Raw genomic sequence first — 15,677 nt, 5'->3', positions numbered from 1 at the left:
GGACCCGTCTCTCGGAGGGCACGAACATGCTGGAACTGCGCGCCATCAAGAAGAGCTTCGGCCGGATCGAAGTGCTGCATGGCGTCGATCTGACCCTTCGGGGTGGCGAGATTCATGCGCTGCTCGGCGAAAACGGCGCCGGCAAGTCGACGCTGATGAAGATCCTCTGCGGCATCCTGAAGCCGAGCGAAGGCACGATCCGCATCGACGGCGAGCCTCGGGAGTTCGCCGATTACGACGAGGCCATCGGCGCGGGCATCGGCATCGTCTTTCAGGAATTCAGCCTGATCCCGCATATGAACGCGGTCGAGAACATGTTCCTCGCCCGCGAAAAGCGCGGGCGGCTGGGGCTTCTCGACCGGCGCGCCATGCGCGCGCGCGCTGCCGAGGTCATCGCCCGGCTCGGCGTCGACGTTCCGCTCGACGTGCCGGTGAACCGGCTCTCGGTCGCCCAGCAGCAATTCGTCGAGATCGGCAAGGCGCTGTCGCTGGACGCGCGGATCCTGGTTCTGGACGAACCGACCGCGACGCTGACGCCGACCGAGACCGAGCACCTCTTCGCGGTCATGCGCGAGTTGCGCCGCCAAGGCGTCGCGATCGTCTTCATTTCCCACCATCTGGAGGACATCTTCGAGATCTGCGATCGCATCACGGTGCTGCGCGACGGGGCCTTCGTCGGCGAATGCGCGGTGAGCGAGATCGACAACGACCGGCTGGTCGAAATGATGGTCGGCCGCCGCATCGAGGCGAGCTTCCCACCCAAACCCGCTCGCGCGCCGAACGCGGCCGTGATGATCGCCGCCGAGGCGATCCGGCTGCGGCGTGGTGGGCCGGTGTCGCGCTTCGAGCTGCGCAGCGGTGAGATCCTCGGCTTTGCGGGTCTCGTCGGCTCCGGCCGCACGGAAACCGTGCTCGCCATGCTCGGCGCCCATCCGGCGGCCGAGTGCCGGCTTCGGATCGAGGGGCGGGAGGCGCGGCTACGCGGGCCGGACGAGGCGCTGGAGCGCGGGATCGGGCTCCTGCCCGAAAGCCGCAAGGAACAGGGCCTGATCACCTCCTTTTCCATTCTGCAGAATATCTCGCTCAACAATTACGGCAAGTATCGCCGGAACCACTGGTTCATCGACCGCCGCCGGGAGCTCGCCGCGACGCAAGGCGCGATGGAACAGGTGCGCGTGAAGGCGCAAGGACCGCATGCGCGCGTCGATACCCTGTCCGGCGGCAACCAGCAGAAGGTCGTCATCGCACGCTGGCTGAACCACCAGATGAAGGTGCTGATCTTCGACGAGCCGACGCGCGGCATCGATGTCGGAGCCAAGGCCGAAATCTACGCCCTGATGCGCGACTTCGCCGCCGAGGGACGCGCCATCATCATGATCTCCTCCGAACTCCCCGAAGTCGTCGGCATGTCCGACCGCGTCTGCGTGTTCCGCTCCGGCGGCATCGTGGCCACGGTCGAGGGCGAGGACGTCAACGCGGAGCGGATCATGACCTTTGCCACGACCGGGAGGGTCGACCATGTCGCTTGAAACCCCCATGCGTTCCGAAAGCCGCCTGGCCGGCTGGGGGAACCTCATCCATTCGCCGCTCGTGCTGCCGCTCGCCGGCCTTCTGGTCGTGTCGATCCTGATGGCGCTGGCGAGCGACAACTTCTTCAACCTCTCCAATATTCTCAACGTCCTGCGCCAAGTCTCGATCGTTGCGGTGCTGGCGGTCGGCATGACCTTCGTGATCCTGACCGGCGGCATCGACCTGTCGGTGGGTGCGGTGATGGCTCTGGTCGGCACGCTGGTGGCCGGGCTGATCGTCCATTCCGGCCTGCCCGCCGGCGTCGCGCTGCCGCTCGGGCTCCTGCTCGGCCTCGCCATCGGCCTGTTCAACGGCGCGCTCGTCGCCTGGGGTCGCATGCCCGCGATCATCGTGACCCTGGCCACGATGGGCATGGCGCGCGGCCTCGCGCTGATCTACTCGGGCGGCTACCCGATCTCGGGCATTCCGAGCTGGATTTCCTGGTTCGGCATCGGCCGCATCGGCATCGTGCCGGTGCCCGTGATCATCATGGTCGCGATCTATGCGGTGGCCTGGCTCCTGCTCCAGCGCACGGCCTTCGGCCGCCATGTCTACGCGCTTGGCGGAAACGAGACGGCGGCACGCCTGTCCGGCGTCAAGACGAGGCGCGTGAAGCTCGCGGTCTACGCGATCTCCGGCCTCACCTCGGCGCTCGCATCCGTGATCCTGACCGGGCGCCTGATGAGCGGCCAGCCCAATGCCGGCGTCGGCTTCGAACTCGATGCCATCGCCGCCGTGGTGCTCGGCGGAACGGCCATCGCCGGCGGACGGGGCCTGATCCTCGGCACGCTGATCGGCGCGGTGCTGCTCGGCATCCTCAACAACGGCCTCAACCTCATGGGCATCAACCCGTATCTGCAGGACGTCATCAAGGGCGGCATCATCCTGCTGGCCATCTATATCGGTCGCGAGTGGCGCTGACCGGCTTCTTCCATCCAGACTGTCAGGAGGACACCATGTCCGTTTCCCTCAACGGCCAGATCGCCGTCATCACCGGTGCCGCGTCCGGCATCGGCCTCGCCACCACCGAAACCCTCCTGCGCGCCGGCGCGACCGTCGTGATGGTGGATCGCAACGAAGCAGCCCTGAACGCGCTCGTCGCGCGGCTCGGCGAGCGCGCCGTGGCGCAGGTCACCGATCTTCTCGACCCCGCGAGCTGCGAGGCGATGGTCCCCGAAATCCTCGCCAAGGTCGATCACATCGACATTCTCTACTGCAATGCCGGCACCTATATCGGCGGCGAACTGACCGAGACGACGCCGGACGCGATCGACCGGATGCTCAACCTCAACGTCAACGCGGTGATCAAGAACGTCCACGCCGTCGCGCCTCACATGATGGAGCGCAAGACCGGCGACATCATCGTCACCTGCTCGATCGCCGGCCACTATCCGACCTATTGGGAGCCGGTCTACGCCTCCTCGAAATGGGCCGTCACCTGCTTCGTGCAGACCATGCGCCGACAGATGATCCCGCATGGCGTTCGTGTCGGGCAGGTGTCGCCGGGTCCCGTTGTCTCGGCGCTGCTCGCCGACTGGCCGGAAGAGAATCTGCGCAAGGCCAAGGAGTCGGGCAGCCTCATCGACCCGAGCGAGGTCGCCGACGCGGTGGAATACATGCTGACGCGCAAGCGCACCGTGACCATCCGCGATATGATCGTTCTCCCAACCAATTTCGACCGCGTCTGAGCGCGGCGGGCGAGCGGCAGCGGAGGGCCGGCATGACCCCTTATGTGATCGGAATCGACGTCGGCACCGGCTCGACGCGCGCCGGCCTCTTCGACGGGCGCGGTGCGCTCCTCGCCACCGCCAAACGCCCGATCGCGATGCACCGCGAAGGCGGCGTGATCGCCGAGCAGGGGAGTGCCGACATCTGGCGCGCCGTGTGCGAGGCCACGCGCGCCGCCGTTCGCGAGGCGGGCATCGACCCGGTCGCCGTCGTCGGCATCGGCTTCGACGCCACCTGCTCGCTCGTAGTGCTGGATGCGGACGGGCAAGGCCTGCCGGTGGGCGACCCCGTCCATCCGGACCGCGACGTCATCGTCTGGATGGACCATCGCGCGCGGACCCAGGCCGAGCGCATCAACCGGATGGGTCATCCGGTCCTTCGCTATGTCGGCGGGCGTATCTCGCCCGAGATGCAGACGCCCAAGCTCCTGTGGCTGCGGGAGAACCGGCCGGACGTCTTCGCCCGCGCCGCGCAGTTCTTCGATCTCACCGACTTCCTGACCTGGAAGAGCACGGGCTCGCTCGACCGCTCCGCCTGCACGGTGACCTGTAAATGGACCTATGTGCGCAGCGAGGGCGGCTGGAGCGAGAGCTACTTCCGCACGATCGGGCTCGGCGACCTCGCGGACGAAGGCTTCCATCGCATCGGCACGCGGATCGTGGAACCCGGCACGGCGCTCGGCGACGGGCTGACGGCGGACGCGGCCGAGGCGCTCGGCCTTCGTCCCGGCACGGCGGTTGCGGCCGGGCTGATCGACGCCCATGCCGGGGGCCTCGCGACGGTCGGCGCGGAAGGCGGGGCGGGCGATCCGACCGCCTGTCTCGGCTATGTCTTCGGCACCTCCTCCTGCACCATGACCTCGACGCGCGACCCGGTCTTCGTGCCGGGCGTCTGGGGACCTTACGAGTCGGCCATGGTGCCGGGCTTCTGGTTGAGCGAGGGTGGGCAGTCGGCGGCAGGCGCGGCGATCGACCAGTTGCTGCTCCTGCATCCGGCCGGCCGCGCGCTGGCCGCCGAAGCCGACGCGGCAGGGCAGGGGGCGGCGCATCTTCTCGCCGACCGGGCGCTCGCCGAGGTCCCGTTCCCGAGCGAGGCCGTGCGCCTTGCCGACGGCGTCCATGTCGTGCCGGAATTCCTGGGCAACCGCGCGCCTTTCGGCGATCCCGGCGCCCGCGCCGTGGTGATGGGGCTCGGCATGGCGAGCGACGCGGCGTCGCTCCTGGCACTCTATGTCGCGGGCCTGTGCGGCCTCGGCTACGGGCTGCGGCAGATCGTGGAAACGCAGGAGCGCCACGGCGCGCCGGTGCGCCGGATCAGCGTCAGCGGCGGGGCCGGCGCGCATCCCCTGACGCGGCAGATCCTCGCCGATGCGACGGGTCTCAGCGTGGAAATGGTGGACTGCGCCGAACCCGTGCTTCTGGGCTCGGCCATGCTCGGCGCGGTGGCCGCCGGCCTTCACGCCGATCTCGCCGCCGCCATGCCGGCCATGGCGCGGGTCGGCCTGCATTGCGAGCCGGACCCCGGGGCCCGCGCCCTGCACGAGGCACGCTACCGCGCCTTTCTCGCCCTTCAGGGCACCGCGCGCGCCATTCGCGAGGATTGCGCGGCCGCCGAGCGGTCCTGAAACCTCCCCCTTCCGTTTCGAAAGTCACTTCCATGCAGTTTTCCGGCAAGAGCGTCATCATCACGGGCGCCGGCAAGGGCATCGGGCGCGCCTCAGCCGAGCTTCTGGCGGCGCGCGGGGCCGAGATCGTCGCGCTCGGGCGCACCCAGCAGGACCTCGACACGCTTCGCGATGCCATTGGCGCGCGGACGATCCGGGTGGATCTGACGGATGCGGCGGCGACGCGCGCCGCGATCCAGGAGGCGGGCCCCTGCGATCACCTGATCAACAGTGCCGGGATCAACGTTCTGGAAAGCGTGCTCGACATGACCGAAGCCGGTCTCGACGCCGTGCTCGGCACCAATCTGCGTGCGGCGCTGATCGCTGCGCAGGAATTCGCGCGCCTGCGCATCGCGGCGGGCGGCGGCGGCTCGATCGTCAACATCACCTCGATCGCCGGCCATCGCGGCTTTCCCAATCATCTCGCCTATGCCGCCTCCAAGGCAGGCCTGGAAGGGGCGACACGGGTTCTGGCGAAGGAACTCGGGCCTTACGGCATCCGTGTGAACGCCGTGGCGCCGACGATCACGCTGACGGAACTTGCCGCCGTGGCCTGGAGCGACGAAACGAAGAGCGCGCCGATGATGGTTCGCCATCCGATGAACCGCTTCGCCGAAGCCGAAGAGGTCGCATCGGCCATCGCGCTTCTTCTGAGCGACGACAGCGGGATGATCACCGGCAGCGTTCTCCCCGTCGACGGCGGGTTCCTCGCGGTCTGAGGCATGGAGGCGAAGGAGGAGGCCCTACCATTCGATGCCGATCTTCCCGAAGTGGTGAGCGCCCTCCTCATGCCGGAAGGCGCTCGCCAGGTCCGCCAGGGCGAAGCGACGGTCGACGACGGGGCGGATCCCGTTCGCATCCAGCGCGCGGACGAAATCCTGCTGTTGCCGACGACTTCCGACGATCAGTCCTTGCAGCCGGGCCTGTTTCGCCATGAACAGCCCGGTGGGGATTTCGCCCGAAAAGCCTGTGAGAACGCCGATCAGCGCGATATGCCCGCCGATCCGCACGGCCTCGATCGACTGCGCGAGGGTTCTAGGCCCACCGACCTCGACGACGTGGTCGACACCCTTTCCGCCTGTCCAGTCCCGAACCCGGCGCCCCCACTCCGGCTCGGCCCGGTAGTTCAACGTGAAGTCGGCGCCCATCGAACGGGCGCGCTCGAGCTTCTCGTCCGAAGACGACGTGATGGCCACGCTCGCGCCGAACATCTTCGCGATCTGCAGCGCCCAGATCGAGACGCCGCCCGTGCCAAGAAGGAGCACCGTGTCGCCCGCCTTGAGACGAGCGTCGCCCACGAGCGCGCGCCAGGCCGTCAAGCCGGCGGTCGTGAGGGTCGCCGCCTCCACCGCGTCATAGCCCTTCGGCGCGAGAGTGAACGCGCTGGCGGGAAGCACGACGGTCTCCTGCGCGAAACCATCGATGCCGTCGCCCGGCGTACGGGCGAAATCGCCGATTGTCGGCGCACCGTCCTGCCAATCGGGGAAGAAGCAGGAGACGACCATGTCCCCCGGCGCGAATTCGGTGACGCCCTCGCCGACGCTTTCGACGAGCCCCGCTCCGTCGGCTAGGAGAATGCGCCCGTCCGCCGTCTTCGACCGACCGGTCGCGACGGCCAGGTCGTGGTAGTTCAAGGACGCGCCGTGAAGGACGACGCGGATATCCCCAGGGCCTGGTCGGCCGGGATCGGGACGGTCCTCGGCCCTGATCTGGTCGAGCCCGCCCGGTGCGCGCAATGCCATCGCCTTCATCGCTCTGTCTCCCTGCCATCTGGCGCGGTCCACGCGCCAACGATCCCTGCAGATAGGGCAGGTTCGCTCCAAAGTGTGTTCCGGACCGAGACGAGGCCTAATCAAGGGGAATGAACACGTCTCGTTCGTCCGTCCTTCCAACCATTCGCACTCTGGAAGCGTGGGCGTTTGCCTCGCCCTGTCCCTCCCTTTGACCCAAGATGGCGGGCGGGCTTCGCGACGATCTGCGCGCCGCACCTTGCCTGACACAGGGCCGGGTGCCCGATCCGAGGGCGGTCCCGCATCGGCGACCACCGGTCGCTTGCGCAGCCAATGGAACAGTTCGATGTCACGCCGCGCTTCCAGCGGGCGAGCCAACCGCTGACCGCGCTCTGCGTCAGCCCGCGTTGCTGCGCGCCGCATCCGTCACCGAGCCGCTCTCCTGTTCTACGCCGGCCGAACTCATTGGCGCGTTCGCCTCATCGCATCATAAGCTGGCGCTACATTCCGCGCTCCGGCGCGATGCTTCGAGGAATCCCTTCATGCCGCTGAAGCCCAAAGACGCGCCCGACCTCGGCCGGTTCTCCTGGGAGGACCCGTTTCGCCTGGACAGTCAACTCACCAGCGAAGAGCGCATGTTGCGCGATGCGGCGCGCGCCTTCGCGCAGGAAAAGCTTCAGCCCCGCGTCATCGAGGCCTATCGCGAGGAAAAGACCGACCCCGCGATATTCGGCGAGATGGGCGAGATGGGTCTTCTCGGTGCCACGGTTCCCGAGGACTATGGTGGTCTGGGCGCGTCCTATGTCGCCTACGGGCTGATCGCGCGCGAAGTGGAGCGGGTGGATTCGGGCTATCGCTCGATGATGTCGGTTCAGTCCTCTCTCGTCATGTATCCGATCCATGCCTACGGTTCGGAAGAGCAGCGCCGACGCTACCTGCCCAAGCTCGCCAGCGGCGAATGGATCGGCTGCTTCGGCCTGACCGAGCCGGACGCCGGTTCCGATCCGGCGGGCATGCGCACCACCGCCCGCAAGACGGACGGCGGCTANGTCCTGAACGGGNCGAAGACCTGGATNTCCAACGCGCCGATCGCCGATGTCTTCGTGGTCTGGGCCAAATCCGAGGCGCATGGCGGCCAGATTCGCGGCTTCGTTCTGGAGAAGGGAGCCAAGGGTCTGTCGGCGCCCAGGATCGGCGGCAAGCTGAGCCTGCGCGCCTCGATCACCGGCGAGATCGTCATGGCCGACGTGGAGGTGCCCGATGATGCGCTTCTGCCCGATGTGGAGGGGTTAAAGGGTCCGTTCGGCTGTCTCAACCGGGCGCGCTACGGGATTTCGTGGGGCGTGCTCGGCGCCGCCGAGTTCTGCTTCCACGCCGCGCGCCAATACGGGCTGGACCGCAAACAGTTCGGCAAGCCGCTGGCCCAGACCCAGCTTTTCCAGCTTCGCCTCGCCGATATGATGACCGACATCTCGCTCGGCCTTCAGGCGAGCCTGCGGGTCGGGCGTCTTCTGGACGAGGCCGAGGCCGCGCCCGAAATGATCTCGATCGTGAAGCGCAACAATTGCGGCAAGGCGTTGGAGATCGCGCGTCGGGCGCGCGACATGCATGGTGGCAACGGCATCTCGGAAGAGTTTCAGGTGATCCGCCACATGGTGAACCTCGAAACCGTCAATACCTACGAGGGCACGCATGACGTCCATGCGCTGATCCTCGGCCGGGCCATCACCGGCCTCCAGGCCTTCTTCTGAGGAGCACGAGGACGGACGGTGCGACGCCCCGGGATCTGCCTTCGCTCGCGGGTCACAAGATGGTCGAGCTGGCCCGCATTCTGGCCGGTCCCTGGATCGGCCGGGCGCTGCTCGATCTCGGCGCCGAGGTCGTCGAGGTCGAGGCGCCCGGCGGCGGCCACACGTGCCGCACGGGTCGGCCGTTTGGAGAGCGCGATCTGGCGGATGGCCCGCACGACCACACGGCTGCCGATTTCCACGCTTCCGACAGGGCAAGCGGTCGATCGCCCGCGATTTCGGAGGACGCCGAGATTGCCGGGCTTCTGGGTCTCATCCAGGATGCCGACGCCCCGATCGAGAATTTCAGGGTCGGCGGGTCAGGCGGTTCGGGCTCGATCGCGAGCCCTTGTCCCGGCTCGATCCGCGCCTCGCCTCCTGCCCCATCGCGGGGTTCGGGCAGAGCGATCCGATCGCGCATCTGCGAGCTACGATTGTCTCATTCTGGGCCTATGCGGGATCATGGACTTCGCCGGCGAGCCAGCGGGCGGGCCGCAGGAGATATGCGGCGCCCGGATCGACATCCCGACCGGGCTCCCTGGCGGGATCCGCATCCCTCCGCTTGGCGGCGAAACGACAGGACAGACAGTCCAGACTTAGAGATAAAATAATTCCAAAGTATATAAACTTCACTATCAGACGTTGACTGTTGGTCACGAAGAAATTATCAAACGCCTGGACAGAATTTTGATCCCATAAATCAGCAATCATTCGACTTCGCGCAGCCTGAGAAGGGATTTGCCGATGCTATGCTGCCGTCTGGATCTCGCCTGCCTGATCGCAACCGAGGATATCGAACCTCACCGGGCGAACGCCCTCGATGGAACTCACCTGCACGGGCGCCGGAAGCCGCCTTATCCTGAAGCTCGAACAGTTCAACCCGACGGGCTCCACCAAGGTCCGCATGGCGCGCGAGATGATCCTCGCGGCGGAGCGGTCGGGCGCCCTGAAGCCCGGCGGGAGGATCGTCGAGCCGACCTCGGGCAATACCGGGACGGGTCTGGCGCTCGTGGCGATCGAGCGGGGCTATCGCTTCCTCGCCGTGGTGGATGGTCACGCCTCGAAGGACAAGCTGCGCGCCATGAGGGCGATGGGCGCCGAGCTCATCATGGTGGGTGACAGCGGCGAGGGGCCGAGCACGGTGGAGCGACGCCGGGTGGCCGGCGAGATCGCGCGCGACACCGGCGCGTTCTGGCCCGACCAGCATCACAACCCGAGCAACAATGCCGGCTATGCCGGGCTTGCCGACGAGCTTCTGGCCGACCTCGCGACGGATGTCGATTATCTCGTCGGCGCGGTCGGAACGGGCGGCACGCTCTGCGGCACCGTTCGTACCTTACGCGAGCGCGGGTCGAGCGTCACCAGCATCGGCGTGGAGCCGAAAGGGTCGATCATCTTCGGCGGCCCCGGCGGCAAGTACTGGCAGACGGGCGCGGGCGCGGGCGCCGGCTTCCCGGTCGGGCCGAATGTCCGGCACGATCTGATCGACGAAGGCGTGACGGTGTCCGACATGGATGCCTTCACCACGGCGCGGGTGGTCGCGCGGCGCACGGGCCTTCTCGTCGGCGGAACGGCGGGCGCGGCGATCTTCTTCGCCTTGAAGCGACTGGCTCTGGTTGAGCCGGGAAGCACGATGGTCGCGCTGGTGTGCGACGCCGGCGAGAAGTATCTCGACACAATCTACGACGATGCCTGGCTGATGGAGCGAGGCCTCCTGAACGAGCCGGCGCATCAGCGCCTCCATCGCCTGCTGGCGGCTTTCGAGGAGTCGCAGCGTCTGGCTGCGATCGACCACGCGCGAACGGGAACCTGACGGTGATGTCCACCTCCTCATCCCGCTACCGCGAGATCATCCGGCTTTCCGCGCCGATCGCGGGCATTCAGTTCGCGCAAGTCGCGCTGACCACGGTCGATCTTCTCATGATGGGCCTTCTCGGCCTCGGCGCGGTCGCGGCCGGGGGGCTCGGCCTGCTTCTCTACAACCAGCTTCGCACGATGGGCGTCGGCATGGTGACGGGGGTCGGCAATCTCGTCGCGGGCGCGGCGGGCCGCGCCGAGAAGCGCGGCGCGTCGAGCGCCATCGATGCGGCGGGACGCGAGGAGATCCGCGATCTCCTGCGCGCGTCGCTGTTGATCGCAACGGCGACGGGGCTCGTTGCCGGCCTGCTTCTGGTCGCGCTCGGCCATCTCCTGCCTTTTCTCGGGCAGGACGAGGGCGTCGTCGCCCTGGCGCGGCCGATCATGCTCGCGCTCGCGCCGGGGCTCGTGCCGATGCTCTGGATGAACGTCCTGCGCCAGTTCGCCGTCGGCCTGCGCCGGCCGGGCTCGCTTCTGGCCGTGACGCTGGTCTCGATCGGCGTCAACGCGCTGCTCAACGCCGTCTTCATCTACGGCTGGCTCGGCCTGCCGAAGCTCGGGCTCGCGGGCATCGGCCTCTCCACCACGCTCGTCCAGATCTGGAACTTTGTGGTCTATCTGCGGATGATCCGGCGCGACGCGGCGATGCGGGAGTTTCTGGCGCTCGACGGCTGGCGCGCGCGCCGCGAGACGGTGATGCGCATCGTGCGCATGGGGACGCCGATCTCGCTGACCTACGGATCGGAAGCGGCGATCACCTCCATCGCCTCGCTCTTCATGGGCACGTTCGGCCCGGTCGCTCTGGCTGCTTCCAACGTGGTCAACCAGCTCGCCTACATCGTGTATCAGGCCAATATCGGTCTCTCGCAGGGCACATCGATCCTGGTCAGCCGGGCGCTCGGGCGCGGCGAGCGGGACGAGATCGGCCGCATCGCGCTCCAGGCGCTGACGATCAGCCTGACGCTCATGAGCGCGATCGGCCTCGTCTATATTCTCCTGCCGGAGGCCGTGCTTCTGCCCTTTCTGGGCGAGCGCGGCGATGGCGCGGTGCTGACTGTCGCCTCGACGCTTCTGTGGTTCGCGGTCGCACACCAGATCTTCAAGGGCTCGCAGAACATTTGCGTCGGGCTGTTGCGCGGGCTCGGCAACACCAGGGCGGGTCTCACCAACACGCTGATCGGCTATTGGCTGATCGGCATTCCGGCCATGGCCCTTTGCGCGCAGGGAACGGGCTGGGGCGCCTATGGCGTCTGGTTCGGCCTGTGCCTCGGCTTCGCCGCGACGAGCCTTCTCCTGTGGCTGCGCTTCACGATGGAACTGCGCCGCCTCGCCGCGGCTCACAACGGGGAAGGCGTCCCGGCCGCGTGAGGCGCAAGAGCGACAGTGCCCTGCCGCCGGAGAAGATCGACATCGAAATGCGGGGGCGCGTCGGGGGCGAGATCCACGAAGCGCCCCTGCACGCGGAACACGCGCTCGATCAACCCGCTCGCCGCCAGCGCGCCGGGCTCGCCGTCGAAGACGCAGCGCCCGGCTTCGAGGACGCTGATGCGATCGGCGACCGACAGGGCCTGGTTCAGGTCGTGGATCGCCATGACCACCGACACCCCGCGCTCGCGGCTGAGGCGATAAACGAGATCGAGCAGCTCGACCTGATAGCCGATGTCGAGAAAGGTCGTCGGCTCGTCCAGAAACAGGATGCGCGCTTCCTGCGCGAGCGCGGCGGAAATCCAGGCTCGCTGGCGCTCGCCACCGGACAGGGCGTTCAACGGGCGTTCGGAAAACCGCGCAAGGCCGGTGCATTCGAGCGCCCAGCCGATCGCGGCCTCGTCCCCCGGTCCATAGCTCCTGAACAGGCCGACATGAGCGAAGCGCCCTTGGCGCACGAGCTGCCCGACCGTCATCTCGTCGGGTGCGACCGGCTGCTGGGGCAGGAAGGCCAGATGACGCGCCAGTTCCCGCCGACCCATGGCCAAGACCGATCGGCCCTCGATCTCCACCTCGCCGGCCGCAGCCCGAACGAGGCCCGCCAGCGCCTGTAGCGCCGTGCTCTTGCCCGATCCGTTGGGGCCGATCAGCGCCCGGACCTCCCCCGGTTCGAGCTTGAGCGCGAAGTCGGACAGGGCCGCTCTCTGACCGTAGCGGACCGTCAGGTTGCGAGCGTGGAGAGGCATGGGTTCCTCATGGCATTCGACGCAGGAGTGCGATCAGCACCGGCACGCCGCACAGCGCGGTGACGACGCCGATCGGAATTTCGTCGGCTCCTCCGAGGAGCCGACCCAGAAGGTCGCAGAGCGTGACGGTGCTGGCGCCGAGCGCCACCGTCAGCGGCAGGACGAGCGGGAAATGCCCGCGCGCCAGCCTGCGCGCGAGATGGGGCACGATCAGACCGACGAAGACGATCGGCCCGACCGCGCCGACCGCGCTGGCGGCGAGCGCGCAGGACACCAGGAGAACGAAGGAGAAGTCGCGGGCATAGGCAAGGCCGAAGGAGCGCGCGACGCTGGACTCGAAGCGCAGGAGTTCGAGTGGCCGCCAGATCAGCGGCAGCACGGCCAGCCCCATGAGCGTGAAGGGCGCCAGAAACACGGCATGTTCCCATCGCCTGGCATAAAGGCTGCCCGACAGCCATTCGAGCAGGACTTCCAGGCGCGTCGAGCCCCAGCCGGCCACGATCCCGAGCGCCACGGCCTGAAGCAGCGCGCCCGTCGCGACGCCGCACAGCGTCAACCGGAGGGGGCCGAGATCATGGCGCAGCGTCATGAGAGTGATGAGGCCGCCGGCGGCGAGCCCGCCCAGCATTCCAACAGCGGGAAGCCAGGACGAGGGAAGCTCGACCAGCGTGTTGGAGCCGGGATCGTGACTATAGACCGCGATCATCAGGAACAAGGTGACGGCGAGCGTCGCACCCTGCGACACCCCCATGAGCGAGGGGTCGGCGAGCGGATTGCGCGTGATGGTCTGGAGCAGGAAACCGGCCGTCGCCAGCTGTATTCCAGCCAGCATCCCGGTGACGATCCGGGGCAGGCGGATGTCGAGGATGATCGAGCGCGCCTCGGCGCTGCCGCCTCCCGTCAGAACGGACGCGACGTCGCCGAGCGGCAGGTCCGCGACCCCGAAGAGAACCGCGACGAGCGGCGCAATGAGTGTCAGGCCGGCCAAGGCCGGCAGGAGCCAGCGCGCGGGCCGACGGGCGGGGAGCGCGGAGGCCGATGGTGTCATCGCTCCCCCTCGACGGCCAGGGCGCGCGGGCGCTGAACGAGATATAGAAAGACCGGCCCGCCGATCAGCGCCGTGACGAGTCCGACCGGCAGTTCGCGCGGGGCCGCCAGACTGCGGGCGACGAGGTCGGCGATAACAGTCGTCAAGCCGCCGATGGCGGCGGCGAGCCCGATCGCCCATCCCGATCCGGGCGGGCGGAGCAGGCGAGCGATATGGGGGGCGGCGAGACCGATGAAGGCGATCGGGCCCGCCACCGGCACGATGCCGGCCACCGGCAGCACGGCCAGAAGCAATACGAGCGGCCGCCACAGGGCGAGCCGCAATCCCATGCCCATAGCCGCTCCGTCGCTCAACGAGAGAAGGTCCAAAACGCGGTGGATGGAAAGCGCGCCCGCCAGCGCCAGAACGACGAAGGGCGCCATGGACGCCAGATGCGGCCAGGATCGCCCCTGCAAGCCGCCGGACAGCCAGAACAGGAGCGAGGGAACCTGCGGGCCGCTGAGAAGCAGGACATAGGTCGTCACGGCATGGAGGAAGAGCGACACGCTGATGCCGCCGAGCGCCAGATGCAAGGGGCTCGCCATCCGCCCCGAGGCGATGAGAAAGGTGGCGGTCGCCGCCGCCATGCCGCCGACGAAGCCGACCAGCGGATACCAGACCGAGGAGAGCGAGGGCAGGAACACGAAGGCAGCGACGATCGGGGCCACCGCACCCGACGTGACGCCCGTGAGGCCCGGTCCCGCCAACGGGTTGCGCGTCAAGGATTGCAGGAGAAAGCCCGCCAGCGCGAGCCCCGCCCCCGCCAGGAAGGCGGCAAGGCTTCGGGGCAGGCGCAACGTCCAGACGAGGATCGTATCGACGCGGCCCGCTTTCGACAGGAGCGCGTCGATCACGGTGCCGGGTGGCAGCGTGCGGTCGCCGAGGGTCAGCCCCCCGATGATCGCCAACCCGGCGAGGGCAAGGAGGAGGCCGGTCAGAACCGGCATCAGAAGAAGATCGCCGCGCGGCGGCGAAGCGGCGCGGCGGGGGCTCATTTCTGGAGAGCGGTCGGGATGATCTTGGCCGCTTCCGCCCGGACATTCACGGCCGGGAACGTGTCGGGGTAGAGGAAATGCGCGGCTTCGCGCAGAACGATCTCGCGCGCGATCGGGCCGTTCGTCTCCACCCACTGGTCGCCGACATAGTGGACGCGCCCGTTCTTGACGGCCGAGAGCTGGTTCCAGATCGGGTTGTTCTCCTGTGGCCGATCCGGGCCGCTGTCATAGACGAAGATGACCTCGGGGTCCTTTTCCAGCATGGCTTCCAGGCTCATCTCCATGCCGAAGCGGCCGCCTTGCGTCATCGGCCCGACGATGTTGTCGCCCCCGAGCGCCGCGACGATCGACGCCGCCGTGTTCTCCGTGTGGAAGGAGAAGGGGGTGTCGCCCGCCCACATGATTTGAAAGCGGGGATGAACGGTCTTGGGGGCCTTTGCGACGTAATCGGCCAGATGCTGCTTGAAGGACGCGTTCAACGCTTCGCCGCGTTCGGGTTGACCGAACGCCTTGGCGAGATCGGCGACCTCTCGGAAGCTCTCGTCGTAGCGCTCGATGTTATAGGCGAGGTAGGGCGCGATCTTCTCGTAGGAGGCGGCGTTTCCGATCGTGTAACGCTTCATCGCGACGATCAGATCGGGCTTGGCTTCGTTCACCAATTCGAGATTGGGCTTGGCGCGCTGGCCGAGCGATTTCATCTCCTTCGTCAGCCCCAGGAGAAAATCGGGATCGCGGCCCTTGGTCATGTAGGTCACGGCGAAATGGCCGGGAGCGACACCCAAGGCCAGCCCGACATCGACGGCCAGATAGGAGACGGCAGCAACACTCTGCGGGTTCGAAGGCACTTCGACACTGACGCCGCGGTCGTCGGTGATAGGATTTGCTTTGTTGTCGGCCGCAGCAGGACAGCAGACAGACAGGACAATGAGCGATGCGGACAATAGACTAGAATATTTCCACATTTTCGGCGGCCCTCTTTCGCAACGTCAACACTCGGGACTCTTTAGCCGCATAACATGACAATCACAATCATGTTTTTATGAGTGGGTTCCGTGCTCGCAGGCCGTGAGCATCCCAAACAGCCGTCCGA

At 67.5% G+C, this 15,677-nt stretch carries 14 protein-coding genes; 9 read left to right on the top strand and 5 right to left on the bottom strand.

Annotation, left to right across the window (positions count from 1 at the left end):
• Nucleotides 1-26 precede the first annotated feature (26 nt).
• The 5 genes from B146_RS0116655 to B146_RS0116635 are packed head-to-tail and all read left to right on the top strand — an operon-like array spanning nucleotide 27 to nucleotide 5,679.
• Nucleotides 27-1,529, top strand: a complete 1,503-nt coding sequence (locus tag B146_RS0116655; protein WP_019997606.1) for a sugar ABC transporter ATP-binding protein — start codon at nucleotides 27-29, stop codon at nucleotides 1,527-1,529.
• Entirely contained in the window at nucleotides 1,519-2,490 is a 972-nt protein-coding gene (locus B146_RS0116650) for an ABC transporter permease (RefSeq protein ID WP_019997605.1), read from the top strand. Before B146_RS0116655 ends, B146_RS0116650 begins: the two co-directional genes overlap by 11 nt.
• Nucleotides 2,491-2,525: 35 nt before the next feature.
• Nucleotides 2,526-3,257, top strand: coding sequence for an SDR family oxidoreductase (locus B146_RS0116645; RefSeq protein WP_019997604.1), 732 nt, complete (start codon nucleotides 2,526-2,528; stop codon nucleotides 3,255-3,257).
• A gap of 32 nt (nucleotides 3,258-3,289) precedes the next feature.
• Complete coding sequence (locus B146_RS0116640; protein WP_019997603.1) at nucleotides 3,290-4,921, top strand: FGGY-family carbohydrate kinase; 1,632 nt, start codon at nucleotides 3,290-3,292, stop codon at nucleotides 4,919-4,921.
• A 32-nt stretch (nucleotides 4,922-4,953) separates the two neighbouring features.
• The gene (locus B146_RS0116635; protein WP_019997602.1) at nucleotides 4,954-5,679 is read left to right on the top strand and encodes an SDR family oxidoreductase; all 726 of its coding nucleotides are present in this window, start codon (nucleotides 4,954-4,956) and stop codon (nucleotides 5,677-5,679) included.
• A gap of 24 nt (nucleotides 5,680-5,703) precedes the next feature.
• On the opposite strand, the gene B146_RS0116630 is transcribed toward B146_RS0116635, so the two are convergent.
• On the bottom strand, nucleotides 5,704-6,711 hold the full coding sequence (locus tag B146_RS0116630; protein WP_019997601.1) for a zinc-dependent alcohol dehydrogenase family protein: 1,008 nt from the start codon (nucleotides 6,709-6,711) through the stop codon (nucleotides 5,704-5,706).
• Nucleotides 6,712-7,232: 521 nt separating this feature from the next.
• Between B146_RS0116630 and B146_RS0116625 the strand changes: the two genes are divergently transcribed.
• The 4 genes from B146_RS0116625 to B146_RS0116615 all read left to right on the top strand — a co-directional run bounded on the left by B146_RS0116625 (nucleotide 7,233) and on the right by B146_RS0116615 (nucleotide 11,702).
• Nucleotides 7,233-8,441 (top strand): acyl-CoA dehydrogenase, encoded by a 1,209-nt coding sequence (locus B146_RS0116625; protein ID WP_019997600.1) that lies wholly within the window; start codon nucleotides 7,233-7,235, stop codon nucleotides 8,439-8,441.
• Between the two features lie 59 nt (nucleotides 8,442-8,500).
• A complete protein-coding gene (locus tag B146_RS30295) occupies nucleotides 8,501-9,088 on the top strand; it encodes a CoA transferase (RefSeq protein ID WP_081631015.1) in 588 nt (195 codons plus the stop codon).
• Between the two features lie 179 nt (nucleotides 9,089-9,267).
• A complete protein-coding gene (locus B146_RS0116620) occupies nucleotides 9,268-10,290 on the top strand; it encodes a PLP-dependent cysteine synthase family protein (protein WP_274532748.1) in 1,023 nt (340 codons plus the stop codon).
• 5 nt (nucleotides 10,291-10,295) lie between these two features.
• The gene (locus B146_RS0116615; RefSeq protein WP_019997598.1) at nucleotides 10,296-11,702 is read left to right on the top strand and encodes an MATE family efflux transporter; all 1,407 of its coding nucleotides are present in this window, start codon (nucleotides 10,296-10,298) and stop codon (nucleotides 11,700-11,702) included.
• Here the strand turns inward: B146_RS0116615 and B146_RS0116610 are convergent.
• Genes B146_RS0116610 through B146_RS0116595 form a run of 4 tightly spaced genes read right to left on the bottom strand, consistent with a single transcriptional unit; the run spans nucleotide 11,672 to nucleotide 15,549 of the window.
• Nucleotides 11,672-12,505, bottom strand: coding sequence for an ABC transporter ATP-binding protein (locus B146_RS0116610; RefSeq protein ID WP_019997597.1), 834 nt, complete (start codon nucleotides 12,503-12,505; stop codon nucleotides 11,672-11,674). The two genes, B146_RS0116615 and B146_RS0116610, sit on opposite strands and share 31 nt — an antisense overlap.
• 7 nt (nucleotides 12,506-12,512) lie before the next feature.
• A complete protein-coding gene (locus B146_RS0116605) occupies nucleotides 12,513-13,553 on the bottom strand; it encodes a FecCD family ABC transporter permease (protein WP_019997596.1) in 1,041 nt (346 codons plus the stop codon).
• Complete coding sequence (locus B146_RS0116600) at nucleotides 13,550-14,587, bottom strand: FecCD family ABC transporter permease (protein ID WP_019997595.1); 1,038 nt, start codon at nucleotides 14,585-14,587, stop codon at nucleotides 13,550-13,552. The genes B146_RS0116605 and B146_RS0116600 overlap by 4 nt, the downstream gene beginning before the upstream one ends.
• A complete protein-coding gene (locus B146_RS0116595) occupies nucleotides 14,584-15,549 on the bottom strand; it encodes an ABC transporter substrate-binding protein (RefSeq protein ID WP_026358681.1) in 966 nt (321 codons plus the stop codon). Before B146_RS0116595 ends, B146_RS0116600 begins: the two co-directional genes overlap by 4 nt.
• Between the last annotated feature and the right edge of the window lie 128 nt (nucleotides 15,550-15,677).

It is taken from the genome of Aureimonas ureilytica DSM 18598 = NBRC 106430, assembly GCF_000382705.1.
GTDB classification, from domain to species: domain Bacteria; phylum Pseudomonadota; class Alphaproteobacteria; order Rhizobiales; family Rhizobiaceae; genus Aureimonas; species Aureimonas ureilytica.
The sequence above is the reverse complement of the archived record's forward strand: the minus strand, read 5'-3'. Positions and strand labels throughout refer to the sequence as shown.